This is a genomic window from Carnobacterium sp. 17-4, from assembly GCF_000195575.1.
Classification (GTDB): domain Bacteria; phylum Bacillota; class Bacilli; order Lactobacillales; family Carnobacteriaceae; genus Carnobacterium_B.
Map to the genome: position 1 here is coordinate 170,421 of NC_015391.1, position 18,853 is coordinate 189,273.

Sequence of the window (18,853 nt, forward strand, 5' to 3'; positions counted from 1 at the left end):
TAGAAAAAAACGGACTCTTTAAGAGTCCGTTTTTTTGTTAGGAAAATATTAAAAATCTTCCTCAAATAAATTCAATTCAGTTTGCTGCGGAGCAAGATGGTCAAAAGTGAGCTGTAATTTTTTTTGCAATTGTTTTGCATTTTTCGCGGAGTGCCCACCAGAGTTATTGTTAAAAATAACGGCAACTTCTTTTGATTCTGTTTCTAATTGGCGAATAATGGTTACAAACTCATCTAATTCAGAAGAACTATAATCGTAAAGCGTCCGCTTTTTTCGCCAATTGGGTCCACTGGCATCTAACCAACCTTCATAGTTTTGTCCATGTAAACGAAATAGGGTGAGTTCGTCGTTGGTCCCTTTGACAACTAAAGGAACACTATTTCCAGGGGTCTGAGGTTGATCGACAACAGTATGAATGAAATTTTCTTCAATTAGAAAAGCTAATGTATTTTCTTTATTGGTGTCACTGTACCAACTAGAATGACGAAATTCAATCGCTATTGGCAGTTCACCCATGTATTGGCGGACTTTTCTTAAATACTGAACGTGTTCTTTTGTACAATCAAAATAAGGTGGAAACTGAAATAGAAAAGTTTTAATTCGATTCGCTGTGATCATAGGTTCAAAAATCGCAATGTAATGCTCAAACATTTGCTGTTCAGTCGGGAAAAATTTTAGCCAATCTTTGTGTAAAGTCATCGCTTGAAAAGCTTTGGGGATAAATTGAAAAGTAGCTGGTGTTTTTTCTATCCATGAGAAAATGTTTTTAGCAGGAGGAATAGCATAAAAGCTAGTATCCAATTCTACAAAAGGGAAATGCGAACTATAATCTTCCAAACGTTTAGATTTGCGGATGGTCAGTAAGTCATGATCGGACCAACCCGTTAAACCGATAGAAATCATTGTGGTTCCTTCTTTCTTGAGTAATAAATCATTAGCCTTATTGTACCGCAACCGTTATTATTAAGGAAAGTAAAAACTTTTTATAAAATTTGTCACTTAACGGATAGGAAGAAGTTTAAGAGAAATAAATTAAATAACTATACGAATGTTTCACGCGAAACAATTTGTTTCACTACTATTACTACAAAATAAAAATGACAGTACTTAAATATAAATAATCAGAGGAGCACTTAAGATGTATAAGCTTATATTTTTTGATATTGACGGAACGTTATTGACAGATAAAAAAAGAATTCCAGATTCTGCTAGAAAAGCCATTCAAAATCTTAAAAGCAAGGGTATTATACCGGTTATTGCTACTGGAAGAGCACCGTTTAGAATTGATGAAATTTTAGCGTCATTAGATATTCAGACACACATTACATTGAACGGACAATACGTTGTGCATGAGGGAGAGGTCATTCATCAAAATCCATTGTCGGTGGATTCTGTTAAACGACTTGCGCTGGCTGCGGAAACAAATAAGCAACGTATAGCGTTTTGTGGGAGCGATGAAATACTAGGGACTTCCATGGTTACTTTTGGACAAAAAGGACTGTTGAAAAAAATGATTCAGCAGGTTCCGATAGCGCCACCTAAAAAAGTGATGCAACTGCTCATGCGTTATATTGGCTCTTCTAAAAGAGTGAAGCCGGTTTTACCACATTACTATGAAGACCGTATTATTTATCAATGCATTATTCATACAACAGAAGAATACGATACCTTTTACCAAGAAGCTTTTCCGGATTGTCATTTTACACGTTGGAATCCCTATTCAGTAGATGTGATCTCGAAAGGAATGTCTAAAGCAGTGGGCATTCGAAAATTGATCGAGCATATAGGTATCGATATAAGTGAGACAGTCGCATTTGGAGATGGATTGAATGATATTGAAATGTTGCAAGCGGTTGGTATGGGAATAGCCATGGAAAATGGACGAACGGAATTAAAAGAAATTGCAGATGATATTACATCATCTCCAGAAAATCATGGCATTTTGAAAGGTTTGCAAAAATTGAATTTAGTGCCGTAAAAAGTCTTGAAATATCATGGGAAACTTTAGTTAAGATATAAAGAAATCATTCGTAATTTCCTATTTTCAGTAGTTTTCTGTGGTATACTATTTCAGAAAGCTTTTGAGAAAAAACAAGTTAAATAAAAAAGCACCCTACTCATTTGTTATCTAAACGTACCTTCTTTTCTAAAAGAGTATTTGATAGATGGTTAGAATGGAGTAGTTAAACCTACTAAGGAGGCACCTAAAGTGACTGAGAAAAAAACATTTTACATTACAACACCTATTTACTATCCAAGTGGAAAATTGCATATTGGAAATGCCTATTCAACAATTGCGTGTGATGTTATGGCACGGTACAAAAGAATGCAAGACTTTGATGTTTTCTATTTGACCGGTAGCGATGAGCATGGCCAAAAAATTGAAAATAAAGCACAAGAATTAAATATTACGCCTCAAAAATATGTTGATCAAATGGCTGAAGGCATGCAAAAATTATGGGAATTATTAGAAATCAGCAATGATAAATTTATCCGCACAACTGATCCTGCACATGAAAAAGTTGTCGCAGATATTTTTGAACGCTTTTTAGCGCAAGGAGATATTTATCTTGATGAATATGAAGGTTGGTACTCTGTTCCAGATGAAACTTTCTATACCGAAACACAATTAGTGGATATTGAACGTGATGACCAAGGCAACATTGTTGGCGGGAAATCACCAGATAGCGGACATCCAGTAGAGTTGATTAAAGAAGAGTCTTATTTCTTTAGAATGAGTAAATATTCGGATCGTTTATTGGCTTACTACAATGAACATCCAGATTTCATTCAACCTGAATCGCGTAAAAATGAAATGATCAATAATTTTATCAAACCAGGTTTGGAAGATTTAGCTGTTTCACGTACGACATTTACTTGGGGAGTTAAGGTACCAAGCAATCCTAAACACGTTATTTACGTGTGGATCGATGCATTGGCAAATTACATTACGGCACTAGGTTACGGTACAGATGATACGTCATTATTTGATAAATTCTGGCCAGCAGATGTGCATATGGTCGGAAAAGAAATCGTTCGTTTCCATACTATTTATTGGCCAATTATGTTAATGGCACTAGATTTGCCATTGCCTAAAAAAATATTTGGTCACGGCTGGTTGTTAATGAAAGATGGTAAAATGTCTAAATCTAAAGGGAATGTTGTCTATCCAGAAATGCTAGTAGAGCAATATGGACTAGATGCTTTACGTTATTACTTGATGCGTGAAGTAACTTTTGGAAGTGATGGCGTGTTCACTCCAGAAGACTTTGTTTCTCGTGTGAATTATGACTTAGCAAATGACTTAGGGAACTTACTCAATCGTACAATTGCGATGATCAACAAGTATTTCGATGGAAAAGTTCCTGAATATTCAGGGAACGTTACAGAATTCGATACTATTTTAAAAGAAACAGCAGAAAAAGTTTGTGTGGATTACCAAAACGAAATGGAAAATATGCAATTTAGTAGTGCATTAAGTCATGTTTGGGTATTGATTTCACGTGCCAATAAATACATTGATGAAACAGCGCCGTGGAAATTAGCAAAAGAAGAAGAGAAGACAAGCGAGTTAGCGAGTGTTATGGTTCATTTAGCAGAAACACTTCGTATTTCAGCTATTTTATTGCAACCGTTCTTGACTCACGCACCTAAAGAAATCTTTGCTCAATTGGGAGTTGAAGGAGAATTTGCTGGAAACTGGTCAACAGTTCAATTTGGCTCATTCCCTGAAAACACTACAGTAATCAAAAAAGGTACACCTATATTCCCACGTTTAGATATAGATGTAGAAGTTGCTTACATTAAAGAGCAAATGGCAGGTGCTCCTGATCAACAAGAGCAAGAAGCTGAAGAGGAAACGAAATGGGATCCTTCAGAAACTGTGTTAACTTCAACAAAAGAGAAACAAATTAAGTACGACGATTTTGATAAAGTTGAATTAAAAGTCGCTGAAGTTATTGATTGTCAAAAAGTAGAAGGAGCAGATAAGCTCTTGAAATTCCGTCTAGATGCAGGGGATGAAGGTCATCGTCAAATTCTTTCTGGTATTGCAGAGTGGTATCCGAATCCAGAAGCTTTGATCGGCAAAAAAGTTGTGATTGTTGCTAACTTAAAACCACGTAAAATGCGTGGAGAGGTCAGTCAAGGAATGATTTTATCTGCTGAAAAAGATGGGAAATTACAAATTATTGAAGCGCCAATTGAAGCACCAAATGGATCTGAAGTTGCTTAAAACCTTATAAAACGAATACCCTGCTGGAAACTCATTTAGCAGGGTGTTTCTGTTAACGAAGAACAAGAAAGGGTGTAACTATGTTATTTGATACGCATACGCATATTAATGCAGAAGAATTTGATCATGAAGTTCCAGAAACTGTACAGCGCGCACTCGAAAACGATGTGAGCAAAATGGCTGTAGTAGGGTTTGATACTGAAACGATTAAAAAATCGTTAGCCTTAAGCAAGGAATATAAAGAAATTTATAGTATTATTGGCTGGCACCCTACTGAAAGCTATTTGTATACTGAAGAAATTGAAGAGAAATTGTACCATCAATTGCAATTGCCAAAAGTCGTGGCTATGGGAGAAATGGGTTTGGATTACCACTGGGATACTTCTCCAAAAAATGTTCAAAAGGATGTTTTTCATAGACAAATGCAAATTGCCAGAGAGTTAAACATGCCTATTAGTATTCATATGAGAGATTCAATTGAAGATACTTATGAGATACTGAAAAAGGAGCATGTTGAAGATATTGGCGGCATTATGCACAGTTTTAGTGGCGACACATTATGGATGGAACGTTTTTTAGACTTGGGCATGCACATTTCTGTAAGTGGCGTCATCACGTTTAAAAATGCGCCTGAAGTAAGAGAAGTAGCTAAAGCTGCTCCGTTTGATAAATTATTGATTGAAACGGATGCTCCTTACTTAGCTCCAATGCCTTACAGAGGAAAACGTAATGAACCAGCTTACGTGAAGTTTGTAGCAGAAGAAGTGGCTAAGCAAAGAGGCGTTAGTTATGAAGAAGTGGCTCAACAAACGATGCAAAATGCTAATCGCTTGTTTAGGTTAGCTTGATGGAAAAAATAAAAGAAGTTATTGTTGTTGAAGGCCGTGATGATACAAGGCGTGTTTTGGAATCGGTTGAAGCAGACACTATTGAAACAAATGGTTCAGCTATTGACGAAGAAACGTTGAAATTGATAGGAAAAGCTCACGAAACAAGAGGCGTCATTGTCTTTACAGATCCGGATTTTCCGGGTGAAAAAATCCGGAAAATCATTTCACAAGCCATACCAGGAGTGAAACACGCTTTTTTGACAAAAGATGAGGCTAGAGCAAAGGGCAAAGGCAGCTTGGGTATTGAACATGCTTCACCTGAAGCTATACGCGCAGCACTATCAAAATGCTACACCGAAACCATAGCTAAAGAGTCGCTCATCTCACAAGAATTATTAATGGATGCTGGCTTGATTATGGGGCCTTTTGCTCGAAAGAGACGAACCAAATTGGGCGAAAAACTTAGTATTGGTTACACTAACGGAAAACAACTTCAAAAGAGATTGCAAATGTTTCAAATCTCACCTGAAGAAGTTGTAACAGTGATGCAACAAATTTTGGAGGAAGAAAATGACAACACATAAAGATATCGCAACCCCATCAAGAACTAAAGAGATAATGGAAAAATATGGCTTCTCAGTAAAGAAAAGTTTAGGACAAAATTTTATTGTGGATCCTAACATTTTAAACAACATTGTAGCAGCTTCTAATATTGACAAAAACACAAATGTTATTGAAGTTGGTCCCGGTATAGGTGCTTTAACTGAACATCTTGCAAGAGCAAGTAAGGAAGTTATTGCTTTTGAAATTGATAATCGTTTATTACCAGTATTAGCGGATACCTTAAGCCCGTATGATAATGTTTCGATTGTTCATAGTGATGTATTGAAAATCAATTTACAAAAGACCTTACCAGAAATGATCGATTTAGATGAACCTTTAGTTGTGGTAGCTAATTTACCTTACTACATTACAACGCCTATTATTATGCATTTCTTAGAGACACCTGTTCGAATCGATGGGTTAACAATCATGATGCAAAAGGAAGTAGCCGAAAGAATAACAGCTGCTCCCGGTAGCAAAGCTTATGGATCATTGTCCATCGCTATCCAGTACTACATGGAAGCTGAAGTCGCTTTTATTGTTCCTAAGACAGTCTTTGTACCTCAACCAAATGTTGATTCTGCCATCATTAAGTTAACAAGAAGAGCGACACCAAGTGTAACGGTTAAGAATGAAAAGTCCTTTTTCGCACTTGTTCGTTCGGCTTTTGTGCAACGACGTAAAACACTTTGGAATAATTTATTAATCAGATATGGCAAAGAAGATTCCACTAGAGAAAAATTAACCCAAGCATTAGAAGCCGCAAGCATTGATCCAAAGCGTCGTGGGGAAACATTAAGCCTAGAAGAATTCGGCCGTTTATCAGATGCGATCGATGAGATTGTATTAAAAGAAGATTAAGTTTTTTTAATTCTAAACAGGTATGCCAGTGGTATCAACGACTTTTGAAGTAGGTAATATGAGAGAATTATTATTTGTACCAAAGGTTTTCTTGTGGTATACTTGTAAAATTTCATTTTATATGTTACAATGTCATCAGACGAGTGAGGTGAATCTGATGCCAAGTACATTAGCAGACATTAAAGAAAGCTTAGATGATCATTTAGGTAAGAAGATTATGTTGACCGCGCAAGCTGGTCGTAAGAAAAAAACCGAACGCAAAGGTATTTTAGCAGACACATATCATTCAGTATTTGTAGTGGAGCTAGATCAAGAAGAAAATGCATTTGAACGTGTCTCATATAGTTATACAGATGTTTTAACTCAATCTGTAGAAATTGAATTTATTGAAGAAGAAAAACGCCAATTAGCTTAAGCATTAAAAAAGAATAGAAAACAGTTGACGAGCTATAAATTGCTCGTTTTTTTTGTACCATCAAAAGAGAGTCTATAATTTTTAGTGTTAGGGGATCAATAAGAATGGGGAATATTCATCATATAGAATTAAATGTTTCTGATTTAGAAAGCTCCATTCGTTTTTGGGGCTGGTTTTTAGAGGAATTAGGCTACCAGCCATTTCAAGTTTGGGATGAAGGAAGAAGCTGGAAAAAAGACGAAACGTATTTGGTGTTTGTTCAAACAAAAGAGCATTTTATTGCTGAAGGTTACCATAGAGGACGTACAGGTCTGAATCATTTAGCATTTCAGGCAAATTCCCGACAACAAGTAGACAATTTAGCAAAAAAACTAGAAGAAAAAGGTATTGAAATTTTGTATAAAGATCAACACCCATTTGCTGGCGGAGAGCAGCATTATGCAGTGTTTTTTGAAGATCCAGATAGAATTAAAGTGGAATTTGTAGCCCCTCTTACATAAAAAAAGGAAAAGGTCTGAGACGGAAATGTTTCAGATCTTTTCTTTTTTTATTGAACTAAGTGGTTTATGTGTAATTAATCTATTAATAAGTCAATAACTTGCCATTTTTTTTAATATTTAAATTAAATTATGGCTTTCGTGCTTTTCAAATCTTTTTATTTAAGCTAGTATGTTCTACAGACAATACAAATACTGAGGAAAGGAGTGAAGGTAAATGGAGATCATAGAAAAGGCTCCTGCTAAAATTAATTTAAGCTTAGATGTTTTGCATAAAAGAGAAGATGGTTACCATGAAATGAAGATGGTAATGACTTCAGTTGATTTGGCAGATCGCATAGTGCTAAAAACAATTGAAGAAGATCGAATCGTTATTCACTCAACTAATGGCTTTTTACCATTAGACCAGCGAAATCATGCATATAAAGCTGCAAAACTGTTAAAGGATACCTATAATATCGAAAAAGGTGTCGATATTACTATAGAAAAGAACATTCCGATTGCTGCTGGTTTAGCCGGTGGTAGCAGTGATGCGGCTGCTACCTTAAGAGGACTGAATCGTTTGTGGGATTTAAAGTTAACAAAAGATGAGCTAGCTACTCTGGGAGAAAAAATCGGCTCAGATGTTCCCTATTGTATTTATGGTGGGACCGCGTATGCTACCGGTCGTGGAGAAAAAATTCAACAAATACAAGATATCCCTCAGTGCTGGGTAGTGCTAGTTAAACCTAAAAAAGGTATTTCGACTTGGACTGTTTTTGAAAATCTTTCTTTTGATCAGTTGATTCATCCGGAAATACCTCAAATGTTGACTGCTATTCAAGACAATGATTATAGCCAAATGGTTGATAGTACTGGTAATGCCTTGGAAACTGTATCAGCTGTAAAGCAACCCGATATTAAGCGAATCAAAAAGAAGATGATTGAGTTTGGAGCAGATGCTGCTTTGATGAGTGGAAGTGGTCCTACAATTTATGCTTTATGTAAAAAATATTCTAAAGCTCAGCGAGTTTATAATGGTTTAAAAGGATTCTGTAATGAGGTCTACTTAGTGCGAACACTAAAATAAACAAAAAAATGAATATCAAAGATGTGAATAGCTCTCTTATTTTGATAAGAGAAGTTCACGTCTTTTTTTTTCTTGACGCGCAATGTAGATAATGATAAGCTACATAAGGAATTTTAAATAGTAATGATTACGATTTGAAAAAGAAAGCTAACTAAAAAAACAGTCAATTTAAATATAGATGAATACAAAGGAGATATGCGTTCGATGAATAAGAAAAAGAGAATCGGGTTAGTGACCCTAGCATCTATAGTGATGATGCTAGTAATAGGGTGTGGAAATCAAGAAAGCACACAACCGGAAACAGATAAACTAAATGTGGTTACAACTTTCTATCCAATGTACGACTTTACAAAGAATGTTGCTGGAGATGAAGCTGAAGTAACATTATTATTAGAAGCTGGGACAGACACACATGGCTATGAACCGAGTGCAAAGGAAGTTGCAGCCATTTCAGATGCAGATGTATTTGTTTACAATAGTGAGGAAATGGAAGTCTGGGTTTCAAGCGTTTTAGAGAGTATAGATACAGAAAATACAGTGATCGTTAATGCAAGTGAAGGCATTTCTTTGTTGGAATCAACAGAAGAAGATCATCATGACGAAAATGAAGAAGAGGGCCATCACCATGAAGTGGATCCTCATATTTGGTTAGATCCTGTACTTGCGCAAGAGGAAATTACTAATATCAAAGAAGGATTGGTTGCTGCAGATCCAAAGAACGAAGAAATATATGAAACAAATGCAACACAATACAATGAAAAATTACAGGCATTGGATCAAGAATTTACTAATGCCTTTAGTGACGCGACGAACCGTGTTTTTGTGACTCAACATGCAGCTTTTGCATACTTAGCGAATCGCTATGATTTGGAACAAGTTTCAATTGCTGGAATCTCAACCGAAGAAGAACCAAGCCCCGCTAAGCTGGCTGAGTTACAAGATTATATAAATGCGAATGATATCCATTACATTTACTATGCAGAAACATCTTCTAGCAAAATTGCAGAAACACTCGCTAATGAGACAGGTACAGAGTTAGAAATTTTAAATCCAATTGAAGGCATCACAGCTGAGGATCAAGAAAAAGGAACAGACTATATTCAATTAATGAAAAATAATCTAGCTGCTCTTCAAAAAAGTATTAATTAATGAACCGGAAATGGGTGTAATAGACCTTTCCTACAGATAAAAGAAAGAAGGGGTATTCATGCATTACGTTGAAGTAAAGGACTTATCTTTTTATTATGATGAAGAACCGGTTTTAGAAAACATTTCTTTTACGGTTGATCCTGGCGAATTTGTTATGCTAACAGGAGAAAATGGCGCGGCAAAATCTACGTTATTGCGTAACATTTTAGGTTTGCTTCAACCAACGAAAGGAACGGCTAAGATTTCTGCTGTAAATAGAAGAAATGAACCTTTAGCAATTGGATATATTCCGCAACAAGTGGCCTCGTTTAATGCTGGTTTTCCTAGTACAGTATTGGAGTTGGTTCGATCTGGTCGTTACCAAAGAGGAAAATGGTTCAAACGTTTAGATGCAGAAGATCACGAACATGTTGAACGTTCATTGAAGTCAGTAGGTATGTGGGATTTACGCCATAAAAAAATTGGGGAACTTTCTGGGGGGCAAAAGCAGCGTATTTCGCTAGCCCGTATTTTTGCTACAGATCCAGATTTGTTTGTTTTAGATGAACCCACTACAGGTATGGATCTAGATTCCAGAACAGAGTTTTATGAATTGTTAAAACACAATAGTGAATTTCATGGAAAAGGCATTTTAATGGTAACACATGATCATGAAGATATTAAAAAATATGCGGATAGACATATTCAGCTTATCCGAAAGGAGGATTCACCATGGAGATGTTTTTCTATGGATTTATGCAGCGAGCATTCCAAGCTGCATTCTTGATCGCCATTATTGCCCCTATTCTAGGATTGTTTTTAGTTCTTAGAAGACAATCATTGATGGCAGATACGTTATCACATATTTCTTTAGCCGGAATTGCGTTGGGGTTATTCTTAAATATAAATCCAACCTTTATGACTTTAGTCGTCGTAGTGATTGCAGCTGTGATTATTGAGTATCTAAGCATGCTGTACAAATCTTATTCGGAAATTTCTATCGCTATCTTAATGTCGGCTGGAATGTCTGTAGCACTTGTTTTAATGAGTTTGAGTAGTGGTGGATCCACGACTACTATTCAACAATACTTATTTGGTTCAATTGTGACAATCAGTCAACAACAGATATACTTGTTAGTGGCCTTATTTGTAATTGTTGTTGGATTGTTTTTAGTCTTTCGTAGACCAATGTATGTATTAACGTTTGATGAAGATACTGCTTTTACAGCTGGTCTGCCGGCACGGACGATGTCGATTCTTTTTAATGTGATCACGGGAGTTACTATTGCAGTAGTTATGCCTATTGCAGGAGCATTACTGGTATCAGCTATTATGATTCTGCCAGCGGCTATTGCTATGCGCATCAGTAAAAGTTTTTATTGGGTTATTATTGTAGGCATTCTTGTAGGTATCGTAGGAATGTTTTCAGGGTTAACAGTCTCCTATCAATGGGGTACTCCGCCAGGTGCGACGATTACCTTAGTATTTATTGTTATTTTTATCCTTACAACAGGGACAATGAAAATCGTGCAGCAGATGAAATACAAAAAAAGCCGTTCTTAAGGAATAGCAAATAGAAAAAAGGATTGAGAGTTTTCTCAATCCTTTTTTTATTCATAAAGTAAAAGAAAGTGAATACGAAGGTTCGTGTTTTTTTTTATGAGAAACCATTAATAAAAACGAACGTTTTTATAATAATACTTAAAAAGCTACCTTTTTATATGGAAAACGCGTATAATGATGTTTGATAGAAATAATGACCTGGCTAAACATAAGAAAATGAAACTATAGAAAAGGTGAAAATAATGAAAATAAAAAGAAGTGAACGATTGATCGACATAACGCGTTACATGTTGGAGCGACCGCATACGTTAGTGCCACTTACCTATTTTGCGAACCGTTATGACTCTGCTAAATCTTCTATTAGTGAAGATTTAAGTATCGTGAAAAAAACATTTAGAGAACGAGGCACAGGAACTCTGGAAACAGTACCTGGAGCAGCAGGAGGGGTACGTTACATACCCGAAATTGCAGAAGATGAAGCTGAAGAATTTGCAAAAGAAATGTGTGAACGTTTATCTGAATCAGATCGGTTACTACCAGGTGGGTATGTTTATTTATCTGATTTACTTGGACAGCCAAGTGTTTTACGTCAAGTCGGGAAAATTATTGCAACGAAGTATTTAGAACAACCTATTGATGCTGTAATGACAGTAGCTACAAAAGGGGTTCCAATTGCTCAAGCAGTTTCAACGTACTTGAATGTGCCATTTGTTATTGTTCGTAGGGACTCTAAAATAACAGAAGGTTCTACTGTAAGTGTGAATTATGTTTCTGGATCGTCTGATCGTGTTGAAAAAATGGAATTATCTAAACGTAGCTTGCGACGTGGATCTCGAGTATTAATTGTAGATGATTTCATGAAAGGCGGCGGTACCGTTAACGGTATGAAGAGCTTGATTGAAGAATTTGAAGCAGAGCTGGTAGGCATCACAGTTTTTGCTGAGTCTACCTTTAGCGGCAATAGAATGGTAGATGAGTATACATCTCTGTTATGTGTAGATGAAGTGAACGTTCGTGAAAAAACAATTCATGTACGACCAGGAAATTATTTTACTAACTAAAAAAACAGCGAGTAAAAAGGTGAATCTGTTACCTTTTTACTCGCTATTTTTGGTTGGAATTTTCTTTTTTATTTTAATTTGGAATAGAAGGGTAAGCTATCCAATCCAGATTGCTTCTTGAAAACTGATTATTTATAAGCTATCATAAAATAGGAGACTTTGTAGTAAAAAAAGTCTAAGCTTAATTAAACTAGAATGAACAATAAAAAAAAGAAGAACAAAATGAGATAGGAGTTTATATAATGGCACAACGTTATGCAGTGATATTAGCAGCAGGACAAGGTTCAAGAATGAAATCTAAATTATACAAAGTGTTACACCCAGTTGCGGGTAAACCAATGGTTGGACATGTAGTGAGTCAAGTTGAAGCTGTAGGTGCAGATAAAATTGTAACGATTGTTGGAGTGGGCGCTGAGAAAGTAAAAGATTATCTTGGTTCACGTTCTGAGTATGCTATTCAGTCTGAACAATTGGGAACAGGACATGCTGTTATACAAGCTGAAGAACTGTTAAAAGATAAAGAAGGAACGACGTTGGTTATTTGTGGGGATACACCGCTTCTAACTGCTGAAACCTTAACGCATTTGTTTGATAATCACCAAGAACAAGGAGCGAAAGCAACAATTTTAACGGCACATGCAGAAAATCCTACTGGATATGGTCGAGTTATTCGTAATGAACTAGGAAATGTCGAAAAAATAGTGGAACAAAAAGATGCAAGTCCAGAAGAATTACAAGTACAAGAAATCAATACTGGAACCTATTGCTTTGACAATCAATTGTTATTTGAAGCTCTTAAACAAGTTGGGAATAATAATGTTCAAGGGGAGTACTACTTACCAGATGTAATTGAAATATTAAAAAAACAAGGATACGTCGTTTCAGCTTATAAAATGGATAATGAAGAAGAAGCGTTAGGTGTAAATGATCGGATTGCTTTAGCTGAAGCAACAAAATTGATGAGAAATCGTATCAATAAAACACATATGCAAAATGGCGTTACCTTTATTGATCCAGCAACAACGTATATTGATAGCGAAGTAGAAATTGGTTCGGATACGCTTATTGAAGCAGGTGTCAGTCTTAAAGGGACTACCACTATTGGAGAAGATTGTTTTGTTGGTTCAAATTCTGAAATTTCAAATAGCAAAATCGGTAACAATGTTCGTATAACAAGTTCCACTATTAAAGATTCTGAGATGTCTGCTAACAGCAACATAGGACCTTACAGTCACTTGCGTCCAAATAGCAAAATTGGAGATTCAGTTCATATTGGAAACTTTGTTGAAGTCAAAAACGCAACAATTGCGGAAAATACTAAAGTAGGACATTTAACGTATATTGGTGATGCTGATTTAGGGAAAAATATTAACATAGGTTGCGGTACTATTTTTGTTAATTATGATGGGAAAAATAAACACCGTACAACTGTTGGAGATAATGTATTTGTAGGCTGTAACGCTAACTTGGTTGCACCCCTAACAATTGAAGAAAATGTTTACATTGCTGCGGGTTCAACTATAACTAAAGATGTACCTACTGAATCACTTGCGATTGCAAGGGCTCTTCAAGAGAATAAGCCAAACTATTTTGACCGTTTGCCACATTAAAAATTGAATAAAAACTCTTTAAATACTTGATTTTCAGGTGAGAAGTATCTACTATTAATATGATATGAAGTAAATAATTTGTAAATAAAGAAAGTGGAGGTAACTATGTCAGAACATTATTTTGATCCGAAGTTAAAGATTTTTGCGTTAAACTCTAATAAACCATTAGCAGAAAAAATTGCTAAATCGGTGGGAGTAGAATTAGGAAAACTATCTGTGGATCAATTCAGCGACGGAGAAATTAGAATCAATATTGAAGAAAGCATTCGTGGAGCCCATGTTTATATCATTCAATCAACATCAAGCCCTGTAAATGATAACTTAATGGAATTATTGATTATGATCGATGCTTTAAAACGTGCAAGTGCATCAACAGTTAACATCGTTATGCCTTACTATGGTTATGCAAGACAAGACCGTAAAGCACGTTCTAGGGAACCCATTACTGCAAAACTTGTTGCTAATATGATTACAGCTGCTGGAGCTGATCGTATGCTGACACTAGACTTACACGCTGCTCAAATTCAAGGCTTTTTCAATATGCCTGTTGACCACTTGGTAGGTGCCCCTCTTTTAGCAAATTATTTCTTAACACAAGGAATCGTTACTGAGGCAGAAGACGTAGTTGTTGTTTCACCAGATCATGGTGGCGTAACACGTGCGCGTAAACTAGCTGAATTCTTGAAATCTCCAATTGCTATTATTGACAAACGTCGTCCTAAAGCGAATGTGGCGGAAGTTATGAATATTATTGGCAACGTACAAGGTAAAAAGTGTATCTTAATCGATGATATGATCGATACTGCTGGTACAATTACGTTAGCTGCTCAAGCTCTTTCAGAAGCAGGAGCTACTGAAGTTTATGCATGCTGTACACATCCTGTTTTATCAGGTCCAGCCATTGAACGCATTCAAAATTCAGTAATCAAACAGTTGATTGTTACAGATTCAATTTATCTTCCTGAAGAGAAAAAAATCGACAAGATTGTTGAAGTAAGTGTCAGTACTTTACTGGCTAATGCGATTACGCGTATCCATGAAAATAGATCTGTTAGTCCTTTATTTGAAAAACAATATACAGGTGTAATAGACTAATTTATTTTACAATCAAACAAATTAAAAAATGGGGGTGAGACAAAAGTCTCACCCCCATTTATGTATCCGAATAATCATTCTGGAAAGCGATCCGAAAAGCAGCTCCGATGTCTACTTCACGAGTAATCATCTTGCTGTCTAAAAAAAAGATTGCTATACTTAATGCATTAGCTTCCTAGTAGAGATATGGGAGAAATGGAGTCAGTAGAAAATGAAAAAATTTAAAGATCAATTAGAATTGGTTCGCCCTTTTGATGGTATAATTATTATAATATTATTACTAGGATCATTTATACCACTTATTATTTTTGGTCAATCTACAAAAAATCTAGATGAAAATAGTTCTATTTATGCTGTAGTATCTATTGATGGTGAAGCGGTTAAAGAAATAGAGTTAACAGAAAATACCCCTCAAGAATCATTTACTTTCTATCCATCAGAAGGACAATACAATATTGTTGAAGTTGATGGAACGAAAATTCGTAATAAAGAAGACAATAGTCCAGATCAAATTGCTGTAAAAACTGGTTGGATCAGTAAACCTGGTGAAACGGCAATATGCTTGCCGCATAAATTGATCATTGAAATCAAAGCTAAAGATGCTTCAAATGAAACAGATGATGATGTGATTATTCCGCTTTAACGAAAATAGTTCAAAACGAATGGATAAGATTCGTTTTGAACTATTTTTTTATGCATTTAAATAGCTTTTTATGTATATTAAGTGTTTAAAACAGGCGAAAAATGGATTAACTTGCAATTTAATGCGTATAGAAGTATACTGTACGCATTATCTAATGAATTAGAAAACTTAAAAGTGAGAAGGAGCTAGGATATGGATTCTATGATTAAAGAAGTACATAAAAAAGAAAGCCTATTAGCTTTGCAGAAATTAATTGCTATACCGTCTGTGAATACATCAGATGGTACAACAAACCCGCCTTTTGGTCAAGGAATTGCAGATAGTTTAAAAGAAGTTTTGACGATTTGTAAGGGTTTAGGAATGTCTACGTATAGCGATCCTAAAGGTTTTTATGGTTATGCTGATTATGGTCAAGGAGAAGAATTGATTGGAATCCTATGTCATTTAGATGTGGTTCCTGAAGGGAATCTATCCTTATGGGAGACGGATCCTTTTAAAGGTGTAGTGAAAGATGGCATTATCTATGGTCGTGGAAGTCAAGACGATAAGGGGCCTACAATTGCTGCGCTGTATGCGTTTAAAGCAGTGGTTGATGCAGATTTGACTTTTAATAAACGGATTCGTTTTATATTTGGTACAGATGAAGAGACCCTATGGCGTTGTATGGATCAGTACAACTTGAACGAAGAAGCACCTACAATGGGATTTGTTCCTGATGGTGTCTTTCCTTTAACTTACGCAGAAAAAGGGTTGCTACAGGCGAATTTAATAGGACCTGGAAGTAAGGATCTCGTTTTACATTGTGGTGAAGCATCAAATGTTGTTCCGGGAAAAGCGAGCTATACCGGCCAAGATGCAAACGAAATTGCTGAAACATTAAAAGAATTAGGAACAGATTATGTGCTATCTAATCAAACGGTAACCGTAAATGGAAAAGCTGTTCACGCAAGTACTGCAGAACTTGGGATTAATGCTATAAATAAATTGGCTCAAGGTTTAGCTTCTCATTACACTCACCCGGTAGTAAATTTTCTAGCAGAAAAAGTTGCAAATGAAACAAATGGCTTTAGTATCTTTGGAGAAGTTAAAGACACGTTGACTGGAGAACTAACCTTTAATGTAGGTAGTATTCACATAGATGAAGCAGGTTCGGAAATTGTTTTAGATTTGCGAATTCCTGTTGAATACACACTAGAAGATATTGCTTCAGTATTGGAGAAAACAGCCAATGAATACAAATTGATTTATGAGGAATACGATGCTGTACCATCATTGTATATCCCGAAAGAAAGCCCGCTCGTTCAAACGTTAATGGCTATTTATCGTGATAAAACAGGCGACTTAACTGAACCAACTACTAGTGGCGGAGCAACCTATGCTCGTAAAATGACCAATATGGTAGCTTTTGGTGCTCACTTCCCGTATACAAAAAGCCTAGCTCATCAAGAGAATGAAGGAATGAAATTAGAAGAGTTGTATTTGGCGATGGACATTTATGCAGAAACGATTGCTCAATTGTGTTGTGAAGACTTCTAAAGATAGTTAATAGAAAAAACTTTATTATAAAAAAACGAGAGTGGGATAAAAAGCGTTTAGACCCGAATCACTGCACTTATTCGTGAAGTGGACGTCGGACCTGCTTTTTGGAGCACGTTTTAGAATAAACATTCGTATATAAAAAAGAGGCTGGGATTTTTTCCCCAGCCTCTTTTTTTAATTTGAAATGCTTATTAATTTTCTTTTTCCAACGCTTCAAATGCATCAGCAGTAACTTTTTTTAATGTGGATGCAGATAAAGTCATTTTATCCATTTCAGAATCATTTAGTGGAATCTCGATAACACGTTGGATTCCTTGTCTGTTAATGATCGCTGGAGCACCAATGTATACACCCGTTTGTCCATATTCGCCGTCTAAGTAAACTGAAAGAGGCAATACAGCATTTTCATCATTGAAGATGGCTTTTGTAATCCGAGCAAGTGATACAGCAATACCGTAGAATGTAGCGCCCTTTTTCTGAATAATATTGTAAGCAGAATCTCTTACGCTAAAGAAAACATCGACAAGAGCTTGTTCATCAGTATTTGGATTATCTTTGATCCACTCATTGATACTTAGTCCGGCAATGTTTGCATGAGACCATACAGGGAACTCTGTATCTCCGTGTTCACCTAAAATGTAACTATGAACGTTACGTGTATCAACGCCAGTTAGTTCGGCGATAGCCTGACGGAAACGAGCGGTATCTAAAGAAGTGCCTGATCCAATTACGCGATTCTTAGGAAGTCCAGAAAATTTCCAAGTTGCATAAGTTAAGATATCAACAGGATTTGTTGCTACTAAGAAGATACCATCAAAGCCGCTATCCATTACTTGACCAACTAAGCTTTTGAAAATTCTCAGATTTTTTTGTACTAAGTCTAATCGAGTTTCACCTGGTTTTTGAGCTGCACCAGCGGTTATTACGACGATATCTGCATCATGGCAGTCGCTATAAGTTGCTGAATAGATTTTTTTAGGAGAAGTAAAAGCTAAAGCATCTGATAAATCAATAGCATCTCCTTCTGTTTTGTCTGTATTGATATCGATGATTCCTAATTCTTGAGCAATATTTTGAGTCACTAGAGCAAAAGCGTAACTAGAACCAACTGCCCCATCTCCGATTAAAATTACTTTTTGGTGGTCTTTTACTTCTTGTTTAGTCATGATACAACAAACTCCTTTATGAATAAGATTCTTAACAAAGATAGTGTAACACTTAACAAACTTTTTGTAAATTGAAATTTTAAAAATGGATAAAACTAAACATAACTGATTAATAGGCTTTTTTTATAGATAAAATTATGTGAAAAAATGTTCTATCTTTTTTCTTCAATCAAGTTCAATTGTCCAAATGTACTAAATAGCGCGTTCGGCCGAAACAAGTAGTAAAAAGATGAAAGTCATTTGTATACTTTCGCTTACATCATACAACTAAAGTGTAGTATTTCAAAACAAAAAGTGATGAAGAGATGATAAAATGAAAATAAAAAGATTAAAAACAGTTAAAACAATATCCTTTTTTAAACTAAGTTAGTAATAAGAGAAAGAGTATAATAAAAAAGACTAATCAATTAGTACGCAAGATGTTTAGAATAAAGAGTAGGATAAAAAGGTTTAAGGAGGGCTTATAGATCTTTTGAGAGGCAGTCTTGATAGTGGATAGACGTAAGTTTAAAGAAAAACCCATTGAATTGTGTTATACT

General features: G+C 35.7%; 18 protein-coding genes. 16 read left to right on the top strand and 2 right to left on the bottom strand.

What is annotated here, in order from left to right; translation table 11 throughout:
• Window positions 1–48: 48 nt before the first annotated feature.
• On the bottom strand, window positions 49–903 hold the full coding sequence (locus tag CAR_RS00895; protein ID WP_013709865.1) for a DUF72 domain-containing protein: 855 nt from the start codon (window positions 901–903) through the stop codon (window positions 49–51).
• A gap of 235 nt (window positions 904–1,138) precedes the next feature.
• Between CAR_RS00895 and CAR_RS00900 the strand changes: the two genes are divergently transcribed.
• From CAR_RS00900 to CAR_RS00975, 16 genes are all read left to right on the top strand, one after another.
• The gene (locus CAR_RS00900; protein ID WP_013709866.1) at window positions 1,139–1,978 is read left to right on the top strand and encodes a Cof-type HAD-IIB family hydrolase; all 840 of its coding nucleotides are present in this window, start codon (window positions 1,139–1,141) and stop codon (window positions 1,976–1,978) included.
• A gap of 231 nt (window positions 1,979–2,209) precedes the next feature.
• Window positions 2,210–4,234, top strand: coding sequence for a methionine--tRNA ligase (gene metG, locus CAR_RS00905; protein WP_013709867.1), 2,025 nt, complete (start codon window positions 2,210–2,212; stop codon window positions 4,232–4,234).
• Window positions 4,235–4,314: 80 nt separating this feature from the next.
• Window positions 4,315–5,082 carry a TatD family hydrolase gene (locus CAR_RS00910; protein ID WP_013709868.1) on the top strand — a complete coding sequence of 256 codons (768 nt, stop codon included), beginning with the start codon at window positions 4,315–4,317 and terminating at the stop codon, window positions 5,080–5,082.
• Window positions 5,082–5,648, top strand: a complete 567-nt coding sequence (gene rnmV / locus CAR_RS00915; protein WP_013709869.1) for a ribonuclease M5 — start codon at window positions 5,082–5,084, stop codon at window positions 5,646–5,648. The genes CAR_RS00910 and rnmV overlap by 1 nt, the downstream gene beginning before the upstream one ends.
• Window positions 5,635–6,528 (top strand): 16S rRNA (adenine(1518)-N(6)/adenine(1519)-N(6))-dimethyltransferase RsmA, encoded by an 894-nt coding sequence (gene rsmA / locus CAR_RS00920; RefSeq protein ID WP_013709870.1) that lies wholly within the window; start codon window positions 5,635–5,637, stop codon window positions 6,526–6,528. The genes rnmV and rsmA overlap by 14 nt, the downstream gene beginning before the upstream one ends.
• 157 nt (window positions 6,529–6,685) lie before the next feature.
• Window positions 6,686–6,943 (top strand): Veg family protein, encoded by a 258-nt coding sequence (locus tag CAR_RS00925; protein ID WP_013709871.1) that lies wholly within the window; start codon window positions 6,686–6,688, stop codon window positions 6,941–6,943.
• Between the two features lie 104 nt (window positions 6,944–7,047).
• Complete coding sequence (locus tag CAR_RS00930) at window positions 7,048–7,443, top strand: VOC family protein (protein ID WP_013709872.1); 396 nt, start codon at window positions 7,048–7,050, stop codon at window positions 7,441–7,443.
• A gap of 214 nt (window positions 7,444–7,657) precedes the next feature.
• Window positions 7,658–8,509 (top strand): 4-(cytidine 5'-diphospho)-2-C-methyl-D-erythritol kinase, encoded by an 852-nt coding sequence (gene ispE, locus CAR_RS00935; protein WP_013709873.1) that lies wholly within the window; start codon window positions 7,658–7,660, stop codon window positions 8,507–8,509.
• A gap of 195 nt (window positions 8,510–8,704) precedes the next feature.
• On the top strand, window positions 8,705–9,658 hold the full coding sequence (locus tag CAR_RS00940; RefSeq protein WP_013709874.1) for a metal ABC transporter substrate-binding protein: 954 nt from the start codon (window positions 8,705–8,707) through the stop codon (window positions 9,656–9,658).
• A gap of 58 nt (window positions 9,659–9,716) precedes the next feature.
• Window positions 9,717–10,424: a metal ABC transporter ATP-binding protein gene (locus CAR_RS00945; protein ID WP_013709875.1), complete on the top strand. Its 708-nt coding sequence runs from the start codon at window positions 9,717–9,719 to the stop codon at window positions 10,422–10,424.
• Window positions 10,370–11,200, top strand: a complete 831-nt coding sequence (locus tag CAR_RS00950; RefSeq protein WP_041556053.1) for a metal ABC transporter permease — start codon at window positions 10,370–10,372, stop codon at window positions 11,198–11,200. The genes CAR_RS00945 and CAR_RS00950 overlap by 55 nt, the downstream gene beginning before the upstream one ends.
• 242 nt (window positions 11,201–11,442) lie before the next feature.
• Window positions 11,443–12,261 carry a pur operon repressor gene (gene purR, locus CAR_RS00955; RefSeq protein WP_013709877.1) on the top strand — a complete coding sequence of 273 codons (819 nt, stop codon included), beginning with the start codon at window positions 11,443–11,445 and terminating at the stop codon, window positions 12,259–12,261.
• Window positions 12,262–12,503: 242 nt separating this feature from the next.
• Window positions 12,504–13,871 (top strand): bifunctional UDP-N-acetylglucosamine diphosphorylase/glucosamine-1-phosphate N-acetyltransferase GlmU, encoded by a 1,368-nt coding sequence (glmU, locus tag CAR_RS00960; RefSeq protein ID WP_013709878.1) that lies wholly within the window; start codon window positions 12,504–12,506, stop codon window positions 13,869–13,871.
• Between the two features lie 105 nt (window positions 13,872–13,976).
• Window positions 13,977–14,966: a ribose-phosphate diphosphokinase gene (locus CAR_RS00965; RefSeq protein WP_013709879.1), complete on the top strand. Its 990-nt coding sequence runs from the start codon at window positions 13,977–13,979 to the stop codon at window positions 14,964–14,966.
• 211 nt (window positions 14,967–15,177) lie between these two features.
• Window positions 15,178–15,609 carry a NusG domain II-containing protein gene (locus CAR_RS00970; protein WP_013709880.1) on the top strand — a complete coding sequence of 144 codons (432 nt, stop codon included), beginning with the start codon at window positions 15,178–15,180 and terminating at the stop codon, window positions 15,607–15,609.
• 192 nt (window positions 15,610–15,801) lie between these two features.
• Window positions 15,802–17,145: a M20 family metallopeptidase gene (locus CAR_RS00975; RefSeq protein ID WP_013709881.1), complete on the top strand. Its 1,344-nt coding sequence runs from the start codon at window positions 15,802–15,804 to the stop codon at window positions 17,143–17,145.
• Window positions 17,146–17,339: 194 nt separating this feature from the next.
• Here the strand turns inward: CAR_RS00975 and CAR_RS00980 are convergent, their stop codons facing one another.
• The gene (locus CAR_RS00980) at window positions 17,340–18,314 is read right to left on the bottom strand and encodes an L-lactate dehydrogenase (RefSeq protein WP_013709882.1); all 975 of its coding nucleotides are present in this window, start codon (window positions 18,312–18,314) and stop codon (window positions 17,340–17,342) included.
• Between the last annotated feature and the right edge of the window lie 539 nt (window positions 18,315–18,853).

Excerpts from the sequence above, each read along its gene's own strand:
- CAR_RS00895 (WP_013709865.1), bottom strand. The coding sequence starts at position 903 with ATGATTTCTATCGGTTTAACGGGTTGGTCCGATCATGACTTACTGACC.
- CAR_RS00900 (WP_013709866.1), top strand. The coding sequence starts at position 1,139 with ATGTATAAGCTTATATTTTTTGATATTGACGGAACGTTATTGACAGAT.
- CAR_RS00910 (WP_013709868.1), top strand. The coding sequence starts at position 4,315 with ATGTTATTTGATACGCATACGCATATTAATGCAGAAGAATTTGATCAT.
- rnmV (WP_013709869.1), top strand. The coding sequence starts at position 5,082 with ATGGAAAAAATAAAAGAAGTTATTGTTGTTGAAGGCCGTGATGATACA.
- rsmA (WP_013709870.1), top strand. The coding sequence starts at position 5,635 with ATGACAACACATAAAGATATCGCAACCCCATCAAGAACTAAAGAGATA.
- CAR_RS00925 (WP_013709871.1), top strand. The coding sequence starts at position 6,686 with ATGCCAAGTACATTAGCAGACATTAAAGAAAGCTTAGATGATCATTTA.
- CAR_RS00930 (WP_013709872.1), top strand. The coding sequence starts at position 7,048 with ATGGGGAATATTCATCATATAGAATTAAATGTTTCTGATTTAGAAAGC.
- ispE (WP_013709873.1), top strand. The coding sequence starts at position 7,658 with ATGGAGATCATAGAAAAGGCTCCTGCTAAAATTAATTTAAGCTTAGAT.
- CAR_RS00940 (WP_013709874.1), top strand. The coding sequence starts at position 8,705 with ATGCGTTCGATGAATAAGAAAAAGAGAATCGGGTTAGTGACCCTAGCA.
- CAR_RS00945 (WP_013709875.1), top strand. The coding sequence starts at position 9,717 with ATGCATTACGTTGAAGTAAAGGACTTATCTTTTTATTATGATGAAGAA.
- CAR_RS00950 (WP_041556053.1), top strand. The coding sequence starts at position 10,370 with ATGGAGATGTTTTTCTATGGATTTATGCAGCGAGCATTCCAAGCTGCA.
- purR (WP_013709877.1), top strand. The coding sequence starts at position 11,443 with ATGAAAATAAAAAGAAGTGAACGATTGATCGACATAACGCGTTACATG.
- glmU (WP_013709878.1), top strand. The coding sequence starts at position 12,504 with ATGGCACAACGTTATGCAGTGATATTAGCAGCAGGACAAGGTTCAAGA.
- CAR_RS00965 (WP_013709879.1), top strand. The coding sequence starts at position 13,977 with ATGTCAGAACATTATTTTGATCCGAAGTTAAAGATTTTTGCGTTAAAC.
- CAR_RS00970 (WP_013709880.1), top strand. The coding sequence starts at position 15,178 with ATGAAAAAATTTAAAGATCAATTAGAATTGGTTCGCCCTTTTGATGGT.
- CAR_RS00975 (WP_013709881.1), top strand. The coding sequence starts at position 15,802 with ATGGATTCTATGATTAAAGAAGTACATAAAAAAGAAAGCCTATTAGCT.
- CAR_RS00980 (WP_013709882.1), bottom strand. The coding sequence starts at position 18,314 with ATGACTAAACAAGAAGTAAAAGACCACCAAAAAGTAATTTTAATCGGA.